The sequence below is a fragment of the Microbacterium sp. NPDC056052 genome (assembly GCF_042266785.1).
Taxonomy (GTDB): domain Bacteria; phylum Actinomycetota; class Actinomycetes; order Actinomycetales; family Microbacteriaceae; genus Microbacterium.
Genome location: NZ_JBHJWV010000004.1, coordinates 322,400 through 337,241 on the forward strand (window position 1 = coordinate 322,400; position 14,842 = coordinate 337,241).

General features: G+C 68.5%; 12 protein-coding genes and 1 pseudogene. 8 read left to right on the plus strand and 5 right to left on the minus strand.

What is annotated here, in order from left to right; all coding sequences use genetic code 11:
- Positions 1-125: 125 nt before the first annotated feature.
- Entirely contained in the window at positions 126-404 is a 279-nt protein-coding gene (locus tag ACFC1J_RS10500; RefSeq protein ID WP_375905200.1) for a hypothetical protein, read from the plus strand.
- Complete coding sequence (locus ACFC1J_RS10505) at positions 397-975, plus strand: hypothetical protein (protein WP_375905203.1); 579 nt, start codon at positions 397-399, stop codon at positions 973-975. The genes ACFC1J_RS10500 and ACFC1J_RS10505 overlap by 8 nt, the downstream gene beginning before the upstream one ends.
- Here the strand turns inward: ACFC1J_RS10505 and ACFC1J_RS10510 are convergent.
- The 3 genes and pseudogenes from ACFC1J_RS10510 to ACFC1J_RS10520 all read right to left on the minus strand — a co-directional run.
- Positions 972-2,108, minus strand: a complete 1,137-nt coding sequence (locus ACFC1J_RS10510; protein ID WP_375905206.1) for a hypothetical protein — start codon at positions 2,106-2,108, stop codon at positions 972-974. The two genes, ACFC1J_RS10505 and ACFC1J_RS10510, sit on opposite strands and share 4 nt — an antisense overlap.
- Positions 2,105-2,833, minus strand: a complete 729-nt coding sequence (locus ACFC1J_RS10515; protein WP_375905292.1) for an ImmA/IrrE family metallo-endopeptidase — start codon at positions 2,831-2,833, stop codon at positions 2,105-2,107. The genes ACFC1J_RS10510 and ACFC1J_RS10515 overlap by 4 nt, the downstream gene beginning before the upstream one ends.
- 120 nt (positions 2,834-2,953) lie before the next feature.
- Positions 2,954-3,130, minus strand: a pseudogene (locus ACFC1J_RS10520) (helix-turn-helix domain-containing protein); the annotation flags it as partial.
- A gap of 331 nt (positions 3,131-3,461) precedes the next feature.
- Between ACFC1J_RS10520 and ACFC1J_RS10525 the strand changes: the two are divergent.
- The gene (locus ACFC1J_RS10525; RefSeq protein ID WP_375905208.1) at positions 3,462-3,854 is read left to right on the plus strand and encodes a helix-turn-helix domain-containing protein; all 393 of its coding nucleotides are present in this window, start codon (positions 3,462-3,464) and stop codon (positions 3,852-3,854) included.
- Between the two features lie 43 nt (positions 3,855-3,897).
- Positions 3,898-4,974, plus strand: a complete 1,077-nt coding sequence (locus ACFC1J_RS10530) for a DUF3039 domain-containing protein (RefSeq protein WP_375905211.1) — start codon at positions 3,898-3,900, stop codon at positions 4,972-4,974.
- 692 nt (positions 4,975-5,666) lie between these two features.
- Here ACFC1J_RS10530 and ACFC1J_RS10535 read toward each other — a convergent pair.
- Complete coding sequence (locus ACFC1J_RS10535) at positions 5,667-6,878, minus strand: ROK family protein (protein WP_375905214.1); 1,212 nt, start codon at positions 6,876-6,878, stop codon at positions 5,667-5,669.
- A gap of 145 nt (positions 6,879-7,023) precedes the next feature.
- Between ACFC1J_RS10535 and ACFC1J_RS10540 the strand changes: the two genes are divergently transcribed.
- From ACFC1J_RS10540 to ACFC1J_RS10555, 4 genes are read left to right on the plus strand one after another with little or no spacing between them, the layout of a single operon-like run.
- Positions 7,024-8,328, plus strand: a complete 1,305-nt coding sequence (locus ACFC1J_RS10540; RefSeq protein WP_375905217.1) for an ABC transporter substrate-binding protein — start codon at positions 7,024-7,026, stop codon at positions 8,326-8,328.
- The gene (locus ACFC1J_RS10545; protein WP_375905220.1) at positions 8,325-9,236 is read left to right on the plus strand and encodes a carbohydrate ABC transporter permease; all 912 of its coding nucleotides are present in this window, start codon (positions 8,325-8,327) and stop codon (positions 9,234-9,236) included. The genes ACFC1J_RS10540 and ACFC1J_RS10545 overlap by 4 nt, the downstream gene beginning before the upstream one ends.
- Positions 9,236-10,132 carry a carbohydrate ABC transporter permease gene (locus ACFC1J_RS10550; protein WP_375905222.1) on the plus strand — a complete coding sequence of 299 codons (897 nt, stop codon included), beginning with the start codon at positions 9,236-9,238 and terminating at the stop codon, positions 10,130-10,132. The genes ACFC1J_RS10545 and ACFC1J_RS10550 overlap by 1 nt, the downstream gene beginning before the upstream one ends.
- Before the next feature lie 52 nt (positions 10,133-10,184).
- On the plus strand, positions 10,185-11,864 hold the full coding sequence (locus tag ACFC1J_RS10555; RefSeq protein ID WP_375905225.1) for a glycoside hydrolase family 13 protein: 1,680 nt from the start codon (positions 10,185-10,187) through the stop codon (positions 11,862-11,864).
- 100 nt (positions 11,865-11,964) lie between these two features.
- Here the strand turns inward: ACFC1J_RS10555 and ACFC1J_RS10560 are convergent, their stop codons facing one another.
- A complete protein-coding gene (locus ACFC1J_RS10560; RefSeq protein WP_375905228.1) occupies positions 11,965-14,757 on the minus strand; it encodes a PIG-L family deacetylase in 2,793 nt (930 codons plus the stop codon).
- Positions 14,758-14,842 lie beyond the last annotated feature (85 nt).

The following is a 14,842-nucleotide window of genomic DNA, read 5'->3' on the forward strand; positions in this document are numbered from 1 at the left end:
GGTGCGATTTCTCGAGTCGAAGTTGATCCCCGTGTGAAGAGGGAAGAGCTGCGCGCTCATCCGCCACCACGCCTTTTGAAGGTTGTATGTAACCTGTAATGCAGGTTACGAGTTACACTGCGGGGATGAGAGAGGGCATCGAGGCGAGGTCGAAGCTGCTGTTCAACAACACCCATATGCTGAGCGTTGCCGGTGCTATCGGTGCGGGAGCGGGGACGCTGGACTCCAAGAGCCTGCAAGAGCAGCTGGAGATCGGACAGTCGGCGGTCCAGCGTATCCTCATTGCACTGGAGGGAGTGGGACTTATGGAACGGCTAGAACGCCAGACTCGGACGGAACCCGTGCGGTACCGTCGCATCAACCACTCCTTCTGGGACGCGGCTCAGGAGCTCTCGCATGCTTGAGGTGGTGCAGGAGTCAGGGGCGCTCTACCGTCACGACGGCGTGTTTGACCGTTCGAAGCTCACCGTCACCTACGCGGTGAACTGGGCTGAGCACGAGTCGCGCGTGAAGACGGGACAATGCGAGATCCGGGACGAGTTCCTCCTCGCCGCGTTGCTGTCTCTCCCGGAGGATCGGCTCGGCCCGGTGGATACACGATTCGAGCGTGTGCTGCTCAAGGCGGACGGTGCGCTCGTCGCGTCGGTGCTCGCTGACCCGGAGGGTGGCCTGTGGGCGCAACGTCGCGCTCAGCCGGTGGTCGATGTGGTGAGCATCGAGATCACGTCTTCGACGTTGGGTGGAGGATGTTCTGTCGCGCACCGGTGGGCGGGCTACGGCCCGCGGACGGTTCGTGTATCGCGCTCGGCGAGTTCATTCGAGCTCACCGAAGCGTCGCACTACGGGATCGGGCTGGTGCTCAGCAGCGGCGAGCATCTGCTGTCCCCGGCGACGTACGTCGCGCAGCGGTGGTCATCCGCCCGGTGGCGGTTCTCGGAGATGGTCTACGGCCAGTTCCGCGAGCTCCTTGGCTAGGACGCGGACGCCCACACCTTCAGGACGTTGTCGACGGGGACAGGCTGGTTGATGTGCGCGGCCAGCTGCGGGTGCGTGTCGATGGCCCCAGCGGTCTGACGTGCCCAGAGCGCGCGCCGTCCTGCCTCATCGAGATCCCGGTAGGAGGAGTAGAGGTGATCGATGGTTACGACGTTGTGGTTGTGCCCGAGGCGGCGCTCGTGTGGCTCGCCGTGAAGGCGGTCGATGTCCGCGCCGCGGCAGATGACGCAGAAGCACTGGATGGAAGCTGCGGATGCGAACCAGATACGCCGCATGTGTGTGGAACGGACGAAGCGGAGCATGTCGGTGATGAGCATGTGGGGCGACTTCACCTCGGGGTCCATCGCGAACCCGCGTCCACCAACGGGGGTGAGACGGCGCAGTGACGGGTAGGAGCCGATAGCGGAGGCTAGGGCGCCGTGAGCGACCGCGTCGAACCCGACGAGGTCCGTGCGGTAGGCGACGACGGGGGCGGTGGTTTCCTTGAAGATTCGGCGGTAGGCCTTTGCGCGTCGCGCGCTTCCCACGGGGTTGCTCGAGCTGGTGAAGGTGAGAAGCACGGGGTGACGGCTGCGGTTGATCACGGCGATGAGCTGCTTCACGTGCTGCTCGTTGTTCATCCAGCCACTGGCCATCGGCAGGGCCAGCATCATGTCGGAGCGGTCGAGCTTGTTCGCCTCTCGCAGCGCAGCCTTCAGTGTCGCGGAGTCCCCGACGCGGATCTGGCCAGTGGGAGTGATGGCGAGGTCGCTGTCCAGGCGCTGCCAATCCAATTCGCCGTCGAGAGTCGACTGGAAGAGTCCACCCGGGAGTAGGAACGGCTTGTCCTCAGTGGCCCAGTACTTCCGCATCGCTCGCGGCTCGAGGATCAGCGGCAGGCCCGGGTTATCGCTGCGGATCTGCTCGATGGTCTTCGGTGCACGATCACCGACGAGGAAGAGGCCGCCCGCGCTGGCGTTGATCAGGGGCGCTTCGCCGGCCGCGTTCACGTTGGACACATGGAACTGGCGGTTGGGCAGCAGCGCGAGAGCGTCACCGGTCTCGACGGGGCGCGGTGCGACGAACGCGGTAGACGGGGCGGTGCTGGGGTTGTCGATGACAGTGAACATCATGATGGCTCCTGCAAGAAGGTCAGTTGGAACTCGCGCGGGTACATGAAGGCACGGCTTGCAAGTTCTTCGACGCTCGCGCCGTCGTCGAGGGACCTACGGATTGCGGAGTTGAGAGCGCGGGGATTCTCCCGCTCGGTGGGGTCGGGTTCCCGGCGGTGCATGCCGGTCGTCGAGAGCTGAATGTTCCAGTTGCGGTATGCCGCTTCATCGAGAAGGTCCGCATCCAGGCCCCGCCGCACGAGAGCGGCGAGGGAGATGCCCCAACGTCGCTTCAACGTGATGAGAGCATCGAGCGTGACCGGGTTCGGCCACTCTCTACGGATCGCGGCCGCGGGGGCGAGGAATTCGGCGGCGAAGGCATCGGCCTCCTTCTCCTGCTCCGCGCTGGCCTCCGTGTCGTGCATCACGGCGTGGCCGAGTTCGTGCGCCATCGTGAAGCGCTGCCGGTCGGGCGGCACGTGCTCACCGACGAGGATGACCGGAACCTCGCCGTCCTGCCAGGAGGCGATGGCGTCGACCTGGATGGACTCCAGCGGCCAGCGAAGGACGAGGGCCCCGGCGTCTTCGAGAATCCCCACCAGGTCGGTGATAGGGGCGGTTCCGAGTCCGAGCTCACGGCGGACTTCGTGTGCGACCTCCTGCGGGGTGACGAAGCCGTCTTCCAGATCGTGGGTCTGCAGCGTCGTTCGCTGTTCGCCCATCAGGTCTCTCACGCGCAGGCGCACGAGAGCGAGCTCTGCGGCGACCTTCTTCACGGCGCCTTTGGGTGTCGACTTCAGCTTGCGGTGGAAGATGCGCGCTGGCGCCGCAGACGAGCGGACCGAGAAGAACGCGGACACGGGCACACCCAGAAGATCGGCGACGCGGTCCCATCTCTCGGCGTCGAGGTCCGCGTCGCCGGACTCCACCTTCGACAGCGCAGCCTGGGACACCCCGGTCACCTGGGCGACCTGCGTCTGGGTGAGCCCACGCGACAGGCGTAGAGCTTCTAGAAGCTCACCGCGGGCTCGGGCGCTTGTCATGAAAATGATGTTAGCACGGAATATTCCAGTCGCGCACTATGTGACATATAGATGTTTCTTGGGGGTCCCTCGTCATGACGCGGGGACTGGCGGGAGATCGTCATGCGTCTACCCCGGGGCGTCGTCGCTGTTCCCGTCGAGAAGAAGACCGCGTCCGGCGACGGTTTCGCCCAGACCCTTCACGACGCAGAATTGACTCATTTCGTGCCATGTGTGACACTTAGGCCATGCGCACACGCCGACGACGGTGAACGTACCCGTCAGCCGCACCCCGCCATCCGCCGCCTGACCAGCGGCCCCCGACGTCCGATAAGGATCAGAGGCAACTGCCATGCCTAAGCTCGACGCCTCCAGCGTGCCCACTACCGAGATCGACATCCTCGAGGCCTCCTTCGAGAAACTGCCGGCGGGCGCCCTGCGCTCCACGCTGGAGACCTTGTCGCACGCCCTCCGCGGTGGTCGCGACGCTTTTGTCGTCACCGAAGACGGAACTTTTACCCCGTCTGAAGCCGCCAAGGTCCTCGGCATGAGCCGCACGCACCTGTACAAGATTCTCGACTCCGGTGCACTCCCGCACCATGTCGTCGGGGCTCGGGACCGGCGGATTGCGGCAACCGACCTTGTCGCGTACCGTACCCGCATGCACGAGGCGCAGAAGCGCATGGCGGAAGCTGCCGCGCGCACCGACGACCTCGACGACCTCGTGCTGGACGAGTTCGACTGAACAAGCCGTCACCGGTGTCCAGTCGACTTCGTATGCTGGTGGCATGGGACGAAACCGGCGAGTGACGCTGCGTTGCGCGGCTGAGGACCTCCGGTCGGGGTGGACGACACCGGCGGACCTCACCAGCGTGCAGCAACTGCGTGAGCTCGCCCAGCAAGCCGTCGCCGGAGACATCAGGGACTCCGCAGTGAGTAAGCAGCTGCGCGCACTCCCTCCCTTCGCGCTACTCCGCCACCCGCTGATCCAGGCGTTCGAGGAGCAGTTCGCGGGTGATGACGACCGCGGAACGCTGCGAGAGACCATCAGCGCCGTCACAGACCGGCAGTGGTTCAAGCAGACTCACTCGGCGCGCTGGCGCGGAGCGGCCGTAGTCGTTGAGAAGGACGGCGTGGAGACCGCGTGGCTGGGAGCTGCGGGGTATCACCGTGCCGGCTCTCCCGAAGATTTCTATGTGGAGTTCGCACGCCGTTGTCACTCGGGCTCCGACGGCTTCCTGCCGACGGTCGAGGACGAGAAGGTACGCTCCATCGAGCGCAAGATGGCTCAGCGGGACGCCTGGAAACTGCAACTGCACCTCACCGCGCTCGCTCTTCTGTGCACGGCGCTGAACGACCCGGACGGCACCCACGACGTCGAGGTGTGTGCGCCAGACGGTGCGGACCTTCTCACGCTCTCGATGCTTATTGTGCACACCGAAGTCGACGGCGTCGTTGCCCACGAACTGGTGGTGGAACTCGTCCCCGTCGGCTGGGATAGCCCGATGCTCTGCGCGCAGGCCTCCCTCATCGTGCAGAGCGCCATCGACCCGCAGCTCGAGACCTGGACGACCGGCCCGCTGCAAGACAACGGCCTCTCCCACTGGACGGTGCTGACCGAGGAAGCGATGCTCGCCGCCCGCGCCACCACTGCGGCTGGTGGAGTCGGGGCCGACGCGCGTCCGGGCGAGGTGCGACTCGGGACCATCGCCCACTACACCCGGCGCGATAGCGTCACCTACGCCACCGTCTACGGCGAGGCCGTTCAAGCGATGTGCGGCCATTGGTTCGTGCCGACCGCCGACCACGTCGATAAGCCGACGTGCGGAACATGTCTCGAACACTACGAGATGATCCCCGTCTGACGGGCACTAACCTCAGGCCCGCGCATAGAACCCCGCGCATAGAAGACGGTATGACCGTGACCCTGCCGCCGCCGCTGGCCGTCGTCTCGCCGCCGCTCCCGGACCTATCGAGTGGGATGTCGGGTTTACCCGAGCTGGTCCGACTACGTGGGACGTCACTGCCCACCTCGCTGCCGAACGCGGCCCGTACACGATGACGCCAGGCTGTGACGGGGCCGGTGCGCGCGGAAGCTGCCGGGGGCCTACACTCATTCAACATTCGGGCATCTAGAACCCTCACCGGTTCGGCGACCGGACGGTGGTCACTTTCGCCCACTAAGTCCTCGACGAGGTGGCTCGATAGGGTGAGCGCACATGCTCAGAGCGGACGTCGATACCCGAGGCAAGCCCTAGGCAACGCGGTATCCGTGAAGAAGCTGACGAAGCTCTACGAGAGGCTACGGTTGGACGAGCGTCAGCGCGGATGAGGGGACCGTGGAGACGGAACTTCTCGCACGCGAAGGTGCGTCGTCCATCTCAGACCTCGTTGGCCAGTGGTTCATCTGCGAAGCCACAGCGTGCTCACGGATGCAGCCAGGCGTGAACCTGCTGGTCCGCGATCTCAGCCACATCGCGTTCCTCAAAGGCTGAGGACGGGCTCAATCACACTCGCCGTTATGACTGGCGCTGACCGCAGCCGTATCCGGCTCGCCTCAGCCGCGCAGCCGCTGCGCCACGAGTCGCGGCAGGCCGACGGTGCGGGCCGCGGCCAGGGCCGTGGAGACCGCGCCGGCGAGCACGATGTCGGCGCCGAGGTGCGAGCGCAGGATCGTCGGCGCCGGCAGGTCGAGCAGCGGGCGCAGCACGTCGCGCGCCGCGTCGAGCACGGGTTCGATGGCGTCGGAGATCGCGCCGCAGACGATCACGCGCTCCGGGTCATAGGTGCTCCCGAGCACCGCGACGACGCGCGCCAGGTACTCGCCGGCTCCGCGCACGACCTGCACCGCATCGGGATCCCCGGTGGCAGAGAGGGCGAGGATGCGCTCCGCGCGCAGACCGTTCGCGGCGAGATCGGCGAGCGCTCCGTCGGCCGCGGCCTTGCCCGAGGTCAGCAGCTCCTGGGCGATGCGGGTGATCGCGGGCCCGAGCCCCTCGGCGGATCCGACGCCGCGCACGTGGTCCAGCAGCACCATCTCGCCCACGCCGCCGTGCGCGCCGTGCAGGATGTGGCCATCCACGACCGCGCCGGCGCCGAAGCGCTCGCCCGCGATCAGCGCGATGTAGTCGCGGCAGTCCACGGCCTGCCCGAGATCGCCCTCCGCGGCGGCGGCGAGCACGGCGTCGTTCTTGACCTCGACCACCGGCGCCCACCCGGCCAGCAGCTCGGCGAGGCCGGGGTTGGTGCGCTCCCAGAAACCGTCGGGGTGCGGCGGCGACGAGCCGTTCCGCGCCACCGGGGCCGCGACGCCCGCGCACAGCGCGAGAACGCGGTCGCGGGGAACCCCGCTCGAGGTCAGGGCCGCGTCGAGGTGGCGCAGGATCGCCGCGCGGCGCTGCCCGACGGTGTGCAGCGGATCCAGGTCGGCGCGCACCTGCGCGAGCGGGGCGCGCGCGAGGTCGGTGACGGTCACGCCCAGGTGCGTGTCGCCCGCATCCAGCGCGATCACGGCTCCGAGGTCGGCGGGCAGCTCGAAGCGTCGGGCCGGGCGCCCGGCCGAGTACTCGCCGGCGTCGCGGGCGTTCGCGAGCTCGCGCACCACGCCCGTCTCGACGAGCGTGTCGATCGCGTCGATCGTGGTCGAGCGCGTGAGCGAGGCGCCCGCCATCGCCTCCGTGGCGGTGAACGGACCGCGGCCCCAGGCGAAGTCCAGCACCTGGCCCAGGCTCGGCCTGGTGGCGCCGACGTCGGCGGCGGATGTCGACATGATGCTTGACCTCTCGGGTGGACCTCTGTCAGAGTAACCCTTGCCCGAGTTGATTCGGGCACAAAATCTAATCTCCGAAACAAGGATCCGCCTGCTGCGTCGAACGCTCACGAGCCGGATCCCGTCGGAAGGGATGAGGACGAAGGTGTCTGCACCACGCACGCGGATCGCGAGGGCGCTCGCCGCCGTCGCCGCGCTCGCCGTCGCCGGGGGAGCCCTCGCGGGCTGCTCGCCCGCCGACGGGCGCGAGACGATCCGGTTCACGTTCAGCAAACGCGAGGCGATCGACTTCATGACGAAGAAGGTCGCGGAGTACAACTCCTCGCAGTCGAAGGTCAGGGTCGTGATCGACACCTCGGGCGTCGACGTCGTCTCGGCGAGCTTCGTGCGGGGCAACCCGCCCGACCTCATGCTCGCGAACTACAACATGGAGGTCGCGCGGTTCGTCTCCCGCTGCGCGCTCAGCGACCTGAGCGGCACGAAGGCGGCGGGCGAGATCGCCGCCACCTACCAGCCGCTGCTCGATCAGTACGGCACCTGCGCCGGCCGCACCAGCGCGCTGCCCTACTCGGTCATGGCGGCGTCGGTCATCTACAACAAGCAGATCTTCGCCGAGCACCGCATCGCGGTCCCGACGACGTGGGACGAGCTGATCGCCGCGTGCGATCAGCTGAAGGCCGCGGGTGTCACCCCGTTCTACGCGACGCTCAAGGACGACTGGACGGTCGGCCAGGGCTGGTACGACTACGCGACCGGCGGATCCCTGGATGTGCTCGACGTGTTCCAGAGACTGAACGCGGAAGGCGCGAAGGTCGGGCCGGACTCGACGACCTCGTTCTCGAAGGACTTCGCCGCACCGATGGCGAAGATGCAGCAGCTGCTCGGCGCCTATGTCAACAAGGACGCGGCCAGTCGCGGCTACGGCGACGGCAACTTGGCCTTCTCGAAGGGGCAGGCCGCGATGTACCTGCAGGGCCCCTGGGCGTTCAGCGAGATCGCGAAGACCGCGCCCGATCTGCAGCTCGGCACCTTCCCGCTCCCGATGACCGACGACGCGGACGACCTGAAGGTGCGCGTCAACCTCGACCTCGCCGCGATGATCCCCGAGGGCTCGCACCACAAGGCCGCCGCCCGGGACTTCCTCGAGTACCTGTATCAGCCGCAGAACATCGAGGCGTACAACGCGTCGCAGCTCGGGTTCGCCCCCACTACGTCGGCGCCGGCGCCGGACGACCCCCGCGTGGCCGGGATGATCCCCTACGTCGACGAGGGGCGCATCTACCAGGGGCCGTCCGTCCTGGTGCCCAAGACCATCCCCGTCTTCAACTACGCCCAGGCCATGGCCCTGGGCGCGAAGCCTCGGACGACCCTCGCGACCATGGACGCCGACTGGGCGCGACTCGCGTTCCGCGCCCCGGCCGCCCGTGACACGAAGGGAGCGGCGAAATGAGCGCCACCACCACGATCGTCACCCAGGGCGACCGCACGGCGCGCCGCAGCGCGCGCCGCGTCGAGCCGATCTACTACCTGTTCCTGCTGCCGAGCCTGATCCTGTTCACGCTCGCGATCACGGTCCCCGCCGTCATCGGGATCTTCTTCAGCTTCACCGACTCGATCGGCATCGGCGACTGGAGCTTCAACGGGGTGACCAACTACCTCGCGGCGTTCAGTGATCCGGCCATCCTGCAGAGCTACCTGTTCACGTTCGGCTTCTCGCTCGCCACGGTGATCGTGGTGAACGTGATCGGCTTCCTGCTCGCGGTCGGCCTGACCTCACGGATCCGGTTCAAAGCGGGCCTGCGCACGATCTTCGTGATCCCGATGGTGATCTCGGGCATCATCATCGCCTACGTCTTCAACTTCCTGTTCTCGAACTCGATCCCCGGGCTCGGGAACGCGACGGGGCTGGAGTGGCTGCAGACCAGCATCCTCGCCAACCCCGACCTCGCCTGGGTCGCGATCGTGATCGTGACGGCCTGGCAGGCGATCCCGGGCACGCTGCTCATCTACATCGCGGGCCTGCTGTCGGTGCCGGGCGAGGTGTACGAGGCCGCCGCGATCGACGGCGCGTCCAAGACCCAGCAGCTCACCCGGATCACCGTGCCGCTCGTGTTCGGCTACGTGGTGATCAACGTGATCCTCGGGTTCAAGGGGTTCCTCAACGCCTACGACATCATCGTCGGCCTCACCAACGGCGGTCCGGGCACCGCGACGCGCAGCGTCGCGATGACGATCATCGCCGGGTTCAACGGCGGCGACTACGCCTATCAGATGGCGAACGCGACAATCTTCTTCGTCGTCGCCATCCTCATCTCCCTCCTCCAGCTCTCGCTGACGCGCGGAAGGAACGCCCTCTGATGTCGACCCAGACCTTGCTCACGACCGAAGCCCTCACCACCGGATCCATCAGGAGGCGCCGGCCGCGCGTCCGCATGGAGCGCGTCAACTGGTCGGGCACGATCATCCTCGTCCTGTGCGCGATCACGGTGCTGCTGCCGCTCTACGTCACGATCTCGATGGCGTTCAAGACCACGGATCAGGCAGTCGACGGCAATGCCTTCTCGCTGCCCGCGCCCTTCTCGATCGACGGCTTCGTGCAGGCGTGGAACCTCACGACGTTCCCGGTGGGGGCGGGCATCTCGCTGTTCGTGACCGCGGGCACCGTGGTGCTCACGATCGTGCTCGCGGCGTTCGCGTCGTACGCGATCGTGCGCAACTGGGACCGGAAGCTGTTCCGGTACTCGTTCTTCTACTTGCTCGCCGCGATGTTCATCCCGTTCCCCGTGGTCGCCCTGCCGCAGATCCAGCTCACCGGGCTCGTGCACCTGGACAACCCGTTCGGCGTGGTCATCCTCGCCACGATGTTCCAGCTGAGCTTCAGCGTGCTGCTGTTCACCGCGTTCCTGCGCTCGATCCCGCTCGAACTCGAGGAGAGCGCGCGCATCGACGGCGCGAGCACCTGGCAGACGTTCTGGCGGATCATCTTCCCGCTGCTCGGCCCGATGAGCGCCACGGTCGGCATCTTCGCCTTCCTCTACGCCTGGAACGACTTCATGATGCCGTCGCTGATCATCTCGGATCCGGCCTTGCAGACGCTGCCCGTGAGGCAGAACCTGTTCCAGACCCAGTTCAGCAACAACTACAACGTGTCCTTCGCCTCGTACCTGATGGCCATGGCCCCCGCGATCGTCGCCTATCTGTTCACGCAGCGCTGGGTGATGGAGGGTGTGACCCAGGGCGCCGTGAAGGGCTGACGCCTTCGCCGACCAGATGATGACCGACCACCCAACCCCGGAAGGGAACCCCATGACCGATGCAGTCCTCACGACCGACACCCTCGTGACCGGATCCGCCGATGCCGCCTGGTGGCGTCAGGCCGTCGTCTATCAGGTCTATCCGCGCAGCTTCGCCGACACGAACGGCGATGGCCTCGGCGATATCCGGGGCGTGGTCGAGAAGGCCGACTACCTCGCCGGACTCGGCGTCGACGCGGTGTGGCTGAGCCCGTTCTACCCGTCGGAGCTGGCCGACGGCGGCTACGACGTCGCCGACTACCGCGATGTGGATCCGCGTCTGGGCACCCTCGCCGACTTCGACGACATGATCGCCGCCCTGCACGGCCGCGGGATCAAGGTGATCGTCGACATCGTGCCGAACCACTCGTCGGACCGGCATGCGATGTTCCAGGCCGCGCTCGCCGCACCCAAGGGCTCACCCGAGCGCGACCGGTACATCTTCCGCGACGGGCTCGGCGAGAACGGCGAGCTGCCGCCCGCCGACTGGACGAGCGTGTTCGGGGGCGCCGGCTGGGAGCCCGTCGGCGACGGCCAGTGGTACTTCCACTTCTTCGCCACGGAGCAGCCCGACTTCAACTGGGACAACCCCGACGTGCACGCCGAGTTCCTCTCCACGCTGCGGTTCTGGTCGGACCGCGGGGTCGACGGCTTCCGGATCGACGTCGCGCACGGGCTGAGCAAGGACCTGCCGGACGTGCTGCCGAGCCAGGCAGAGCTCGACGCGATGGACACGACCGACGGACAGCACCCGCTGTGGGACCGCGACGCCGTGCACGACATCTACCGCGAGTGGCGGCGGGTGTTCGACGAGTACGACCCGCCGCGCATCGCGGTGGCCGAGGCGTGGGTGGCCACGGCCGAGCGCCGCGCGAAGTACGCGACCCCGGAAGGGCTCGGCCAGGCGTTCAACTTCGACCTGCTCGAGGCGGACTTCGATGCCGCGCAGTTCCGGCACATCGTGACCGACAACCTCGCGCAGAGCGAGGCGACCGGATCCAGCTCCACCTGGGTGCTCTCGAACCACGACGTGGTCCGTCACGCCACCCGCTACGGCCTGGAGCCGCTGAACGGACGCGACGTCAAGCAGGGGTCCGCGTGGATCCTCGCCGGCGGGCCCGCGGACCAGGTCGACCTGGAGCGGGGCGGACGCCGCGCGCTCGCCGCGTCGCTGTTCCTCCTCGGCCTGCCCGGCAGCACCTACCTGTACCAGGGCGAGGAGCTCGGCCTGCACGAGGTCGCCGACATCAAGGCCGAGGACCGGCAGGATCCCGCGTTCTTCCGCGGCGCCGACCCCGACCGCGACGGTCTCGGCCGCGACGGCTGCCGCGTGCCGCTGCCCTGGGCGCGTTCCGGAACCTCGTTCGGGTTCGGCAGCGCCGGCGCCCACATCCCGCAGCCGGACTGGTTCGCGGATTACGCGGTCGAGGCGGAGGATGCGGATCCGGCGTCGTCGCTGAACACCTACCGTCGCGCGCTCGCCCTGCGCCACGAGCTGCAGACCGCGGAGACGCTGGACTGGATCGAGACCGGTCGCGACGACGTGCTCCGCTTCGCGCGCCTGAACGGCTGGCAGGTCGTGACCAACTTCGGCACCGAGCCGTTCGCGCTCGCCGCCGGGGAAGAGCCGGCGCTCGGCATGCTTGTCGACGGCGCCGTGCCCGGCGAGAGCACGGTCTGGTTGCGCAGCTGAGCGGACCCGCCTCCGAAGGATCCCGTTCTGCGGGATGACCCAGCGGTCGGCGGACAGGGGAGGGGCCGACGCGAACGATCGCGTCGGCCCCTCCGTTCGTTCAGCGCGAGCGCCCGCCCAGCGGCGCGCGGGTGGCGGAGACGCCGCTCTGCGACTCGAAGGACACGGCCAGCACCGGCGAGGCCGGGGTGCCGGTGAGGCTGTCGCCCGTGCCGCTCGCCGTGGTGCGGACCGGGAAGCCGACGTCGGTCCGTCCAGAGCCCACCGCCTTCTCGGCGCTGCCGAGGACCTGCGCGCCGTCCCAGAGGAACACCCGGGCCGTGCCGGCCCGCGGGGTCTGCAGCGCGACCTTCGCGATGCCGCCGGAGACGGAGGACGAGAGCACCTTGAGCGCGTGGTCCGCCTTCGACGATCCGCCGAGGGGCACCTGGTCGCCGGCGGACTGCAGGATCGACTGCGGCGAGGCGACCGACCGCGCCGCGGTGTCGGGCAGCGTCGGATCCTTGGGGCTGGCACCCGCGTCGGCGATGCCGTCGAGCGTGATGATGCCCCAGCGCCACGGATCCGCCCGCATGCCGGGGAATGTCGACCAGCCGACGCGGTTCTGCGCGGCCTTGTTCTGGGTGTCCGAGTCATTCACGACGACGTTGAACCCGACGTGGGCCGGGTCGAGGTTGTCGGGGAGCACCGAGAACGGGATCCTCACCTCGAGGTCGTAGCCGGCGTACTCGGCGGCGGTCGGCGCCATCCGGACCGCGACCTCCATGCCGGGCGCCGTGACAGCCGCTTCGCCCTGCCAGTTGTCCCTGTCGCGTCCCACGCCGGGGGCGCCCGTCATGGTGTCCATCGAGGGCATGATGCCGCCGATGAAGGTGTGCGCGGTGTTGGGCGCGTCCCCGCGGGGGTCGACGTAGATCTCGACCGAATCGGTGCGGCGCTGGCGCTTGTTGTCCGCGGCCGGCAGGATCGTCCCGCGGATGTCGTCGGCGACCGAGATGAACAGATAGAGGTTCGCGTCGTCGTGGGTGATCCAGGTCTTCGCGCTGATCGAGGCGGTGGTGCCGCCCATCGGGGATCCGTCCCAGATCGTCTCCACCGGGATCGGGTCGCCGGGGTACTCGTCGTCCCGGCGGATGCCGTCCAGCACGGGGGTGACCTCGGCGCGCTGCACCGCATAGGCGGGCACGAGATTCATCGTGACCGATCGGGCCGCGGTGCCCGCATCGCTCGCCGCGCGGACGGTCACGGGCCAGTTGCCGCGGTTGCTCGCGCGGTTCGCCGTGGGGATCGCGGTGTCGGTGTTGGCGACGTCGAAGGTGAGCGTGGCGGTCTCGCCGGCGCCGAGCCCCGCATAGGGCAGCTCAGTCGGGGACGCGGAGAACCCGGTGGGGAGCTCGAGCGAGACCGAGCCGGAGCGGAGCTGGTCGGAGAAGTTCTGCACGACGACGTCCAGCGGCCGGGTGCGGCCCTGGCCGACGGGGAACAGCTCGGGGACGAGCACGTCGAGGTGCTTCATCCCGAGACCGGCGGTCCATTCGCGGAACAGGCGGATCTCGGGCAGCGGGCTGATCGTCGCCTCGACCGCTCCCGCCACGCGGAGCTGGGCGAACGTGGTGCCAGAGGCGCCGCCCGCCGTGAGCGTCGCCTCGACACGCGCCTGGGTGCCCACCGGGTCGGATCCGGCGGTGACCTGGAATGTGAGGCGCTGGGATCCGCCCTTCTTGAGCGCCCGCACGGACTGGGATCCGTTCACCGTCCACCCGCTCGGGACCGCCAGCGTCACCGCGCCGCCCGCGAGCTTCGCGTCCTCCGGCGCGGTGATCGTCACGTCGACGGCGAGGCTCTGCCCCGCGACCGCCTCGAACCGTGCGGGGCGCACGTCGATGAGAGTGCCGAGGGGGAGGCCGCCGTCGATCGGCAGCGCTGCGCCGCGCAGCGCGGCATCGCCGCCGGAACGGGGATCCACGATCGGCGTGCGGGAGTGGATGACCGTGAACCAGGAGGTGGAGATCTTGGCGGGGTCCGTCGGGCTCGCGGCCATCTCGGCCCAGCCCTGCGTGACGTAGGCCCAGCGCGCGAGGTCGAGCATCTCCGACCAGCGGCGGCCGTTGCGGGTGCTGGGGGTGCCGTTCCAGCAGCCGAAGACGATGTCGGACGCGACGGACGGGGTGTATCCGGCGGCGACGCCGCCCTCGCCGTTCGTGCCCGTGCCGTTCGCGCCCGCACGGAGGATGCGCCGCGGCTGCCAGGCCGCGAAGCCCTCGGAGAGGTGCTCGGGGAAGCGGCTGGGGTCGCCGGCCGCGAGGTAGGCCTCGACGGCGAACATCGCCGCCTGCTGGTGGTTGCCGTGGTTGCCTTCGACCGCCGACGGGTTCATCGTGACGATGACGTCGGGCCGGGTCGCGCGCACCACGCGCACGATGCGGCCGAGGACCGCGTCACCGCCCCAGACCTGATGCGACAGCGGCGCGCTCGCGGTGTAGTAGAAATCCAGGCCGTCCAGGTTGAAGACGTGCTCGATGCCCGCGTAGCCGACGGCCTTGCGCTCCTCGGCCTCGCGCATCATGCCCAGCGGCGGCCCCTCCTCGAGCCCGACGGCGTTGCCGCCGCCCTCGCCGCGGGTGACCGTGATCACGCCGGCCTTCATGTCGAAGAACTCGTTCCACTGACCGAACACGCCGAGGTTGCCCGCTTCGTCGTCCGGGTGCGCCCCGATGAACAGCACGTTGAGCTTCACGGCACCGCCCGGCGTCGCGAGCGCCTGTTCCGCGGCGCTCAGCGGCGAGACCTGGAAGGCGGCGCCGGCCGCGGCGGCGGCGCCGAGCACGCCCCCGGCTTTGAAGAGGGTGCGGCGGGACATCGCGCGCTGGGACAGGGGGAGTCGATCGTCCATGAGTCGTCCTTCCGCGCGGGCGGACGACGACGTCGCGCCCCGCGCCTTCAGTGGAGAGGGGAGGCGGTACTTTCTTTCTGTGTAG

Excerpts from the sequence above, each read along its gene's own strand:
- ACFC1J_RS10510 (WP_375905206.1), bottom strand. The coding sequence starts at position 2,108 with ATGATGTTCACTGTCATCGACAACCCCAGCACCGCCCCGTCTACCGCG.
- ACFC1J_RS10505 (WP_375905203.1), top strand. The coding sequence starts at position 397 with ATGCTTGAGGTGGTGCAGGAGTCAGGGGCGCTCTACCGTCACGACGGC.
- ACFC1J_RS10530 (WP_375905211.1), top strand. The coding sequence starts at position 3,898 with ATGGGACGAAACCGGCGAGTGACGCTGCGTTGCGCGGCTGAGGACCTC.
- ACFC1J_RS10555 (WP_375905225.1), top strand. The coding sequence starts at position 10,185 with ATGACCGATGCAGTCCTCACGACCGACACCCTCGTGACCGGATCCGCC.
- ACFC1J_RS10525 (WP_375905208.1), top strand. The coding sequence starts at position 3,462 with ATGCCTAAGCTCGACGCCTCCAGCGTGCCCACTACCGAGATCGACATC.
- ACFC1J_RS10560 (WP_375905228.1), bottom strand. The coding sequence starts at position 14,757 with ATGGACGATCGACTCCCCCTGTCCCAGCGCGCGATGTCCCGCCGCACC.
- ACFC1J_RS10535 (WP_375905214.1), bottom strand. The coding sequence starts at position 6,878 with ATGTCGACATCCGCCGCCGACGTCGGCGCCACCAGGCCGAGCCTGGGC.
- ACFC1J_RS10550 (WP_375905222.1), top strand. The coding sequence starts at position 9,236 with ATGTCGACCCAGACCTTGCTCACGACCGAAGCCCTCACCACCGGATCC.
- ACFC1J_RS10500 (WP_375905200.1), top strand. The coding sequence starts at position 126 with ATGAGAGAGGGCATCGAGGCGAGGTCGAAGCTGCTGTTCAACAACACC.
- ACFC1J_RS10545 (WP_375905220.1), top strand. The coding sequence starts at position 8,325 with ATGAGCGCCACCACCACGATCGTCACCCAGGGCGACCGCACGGCGCGC.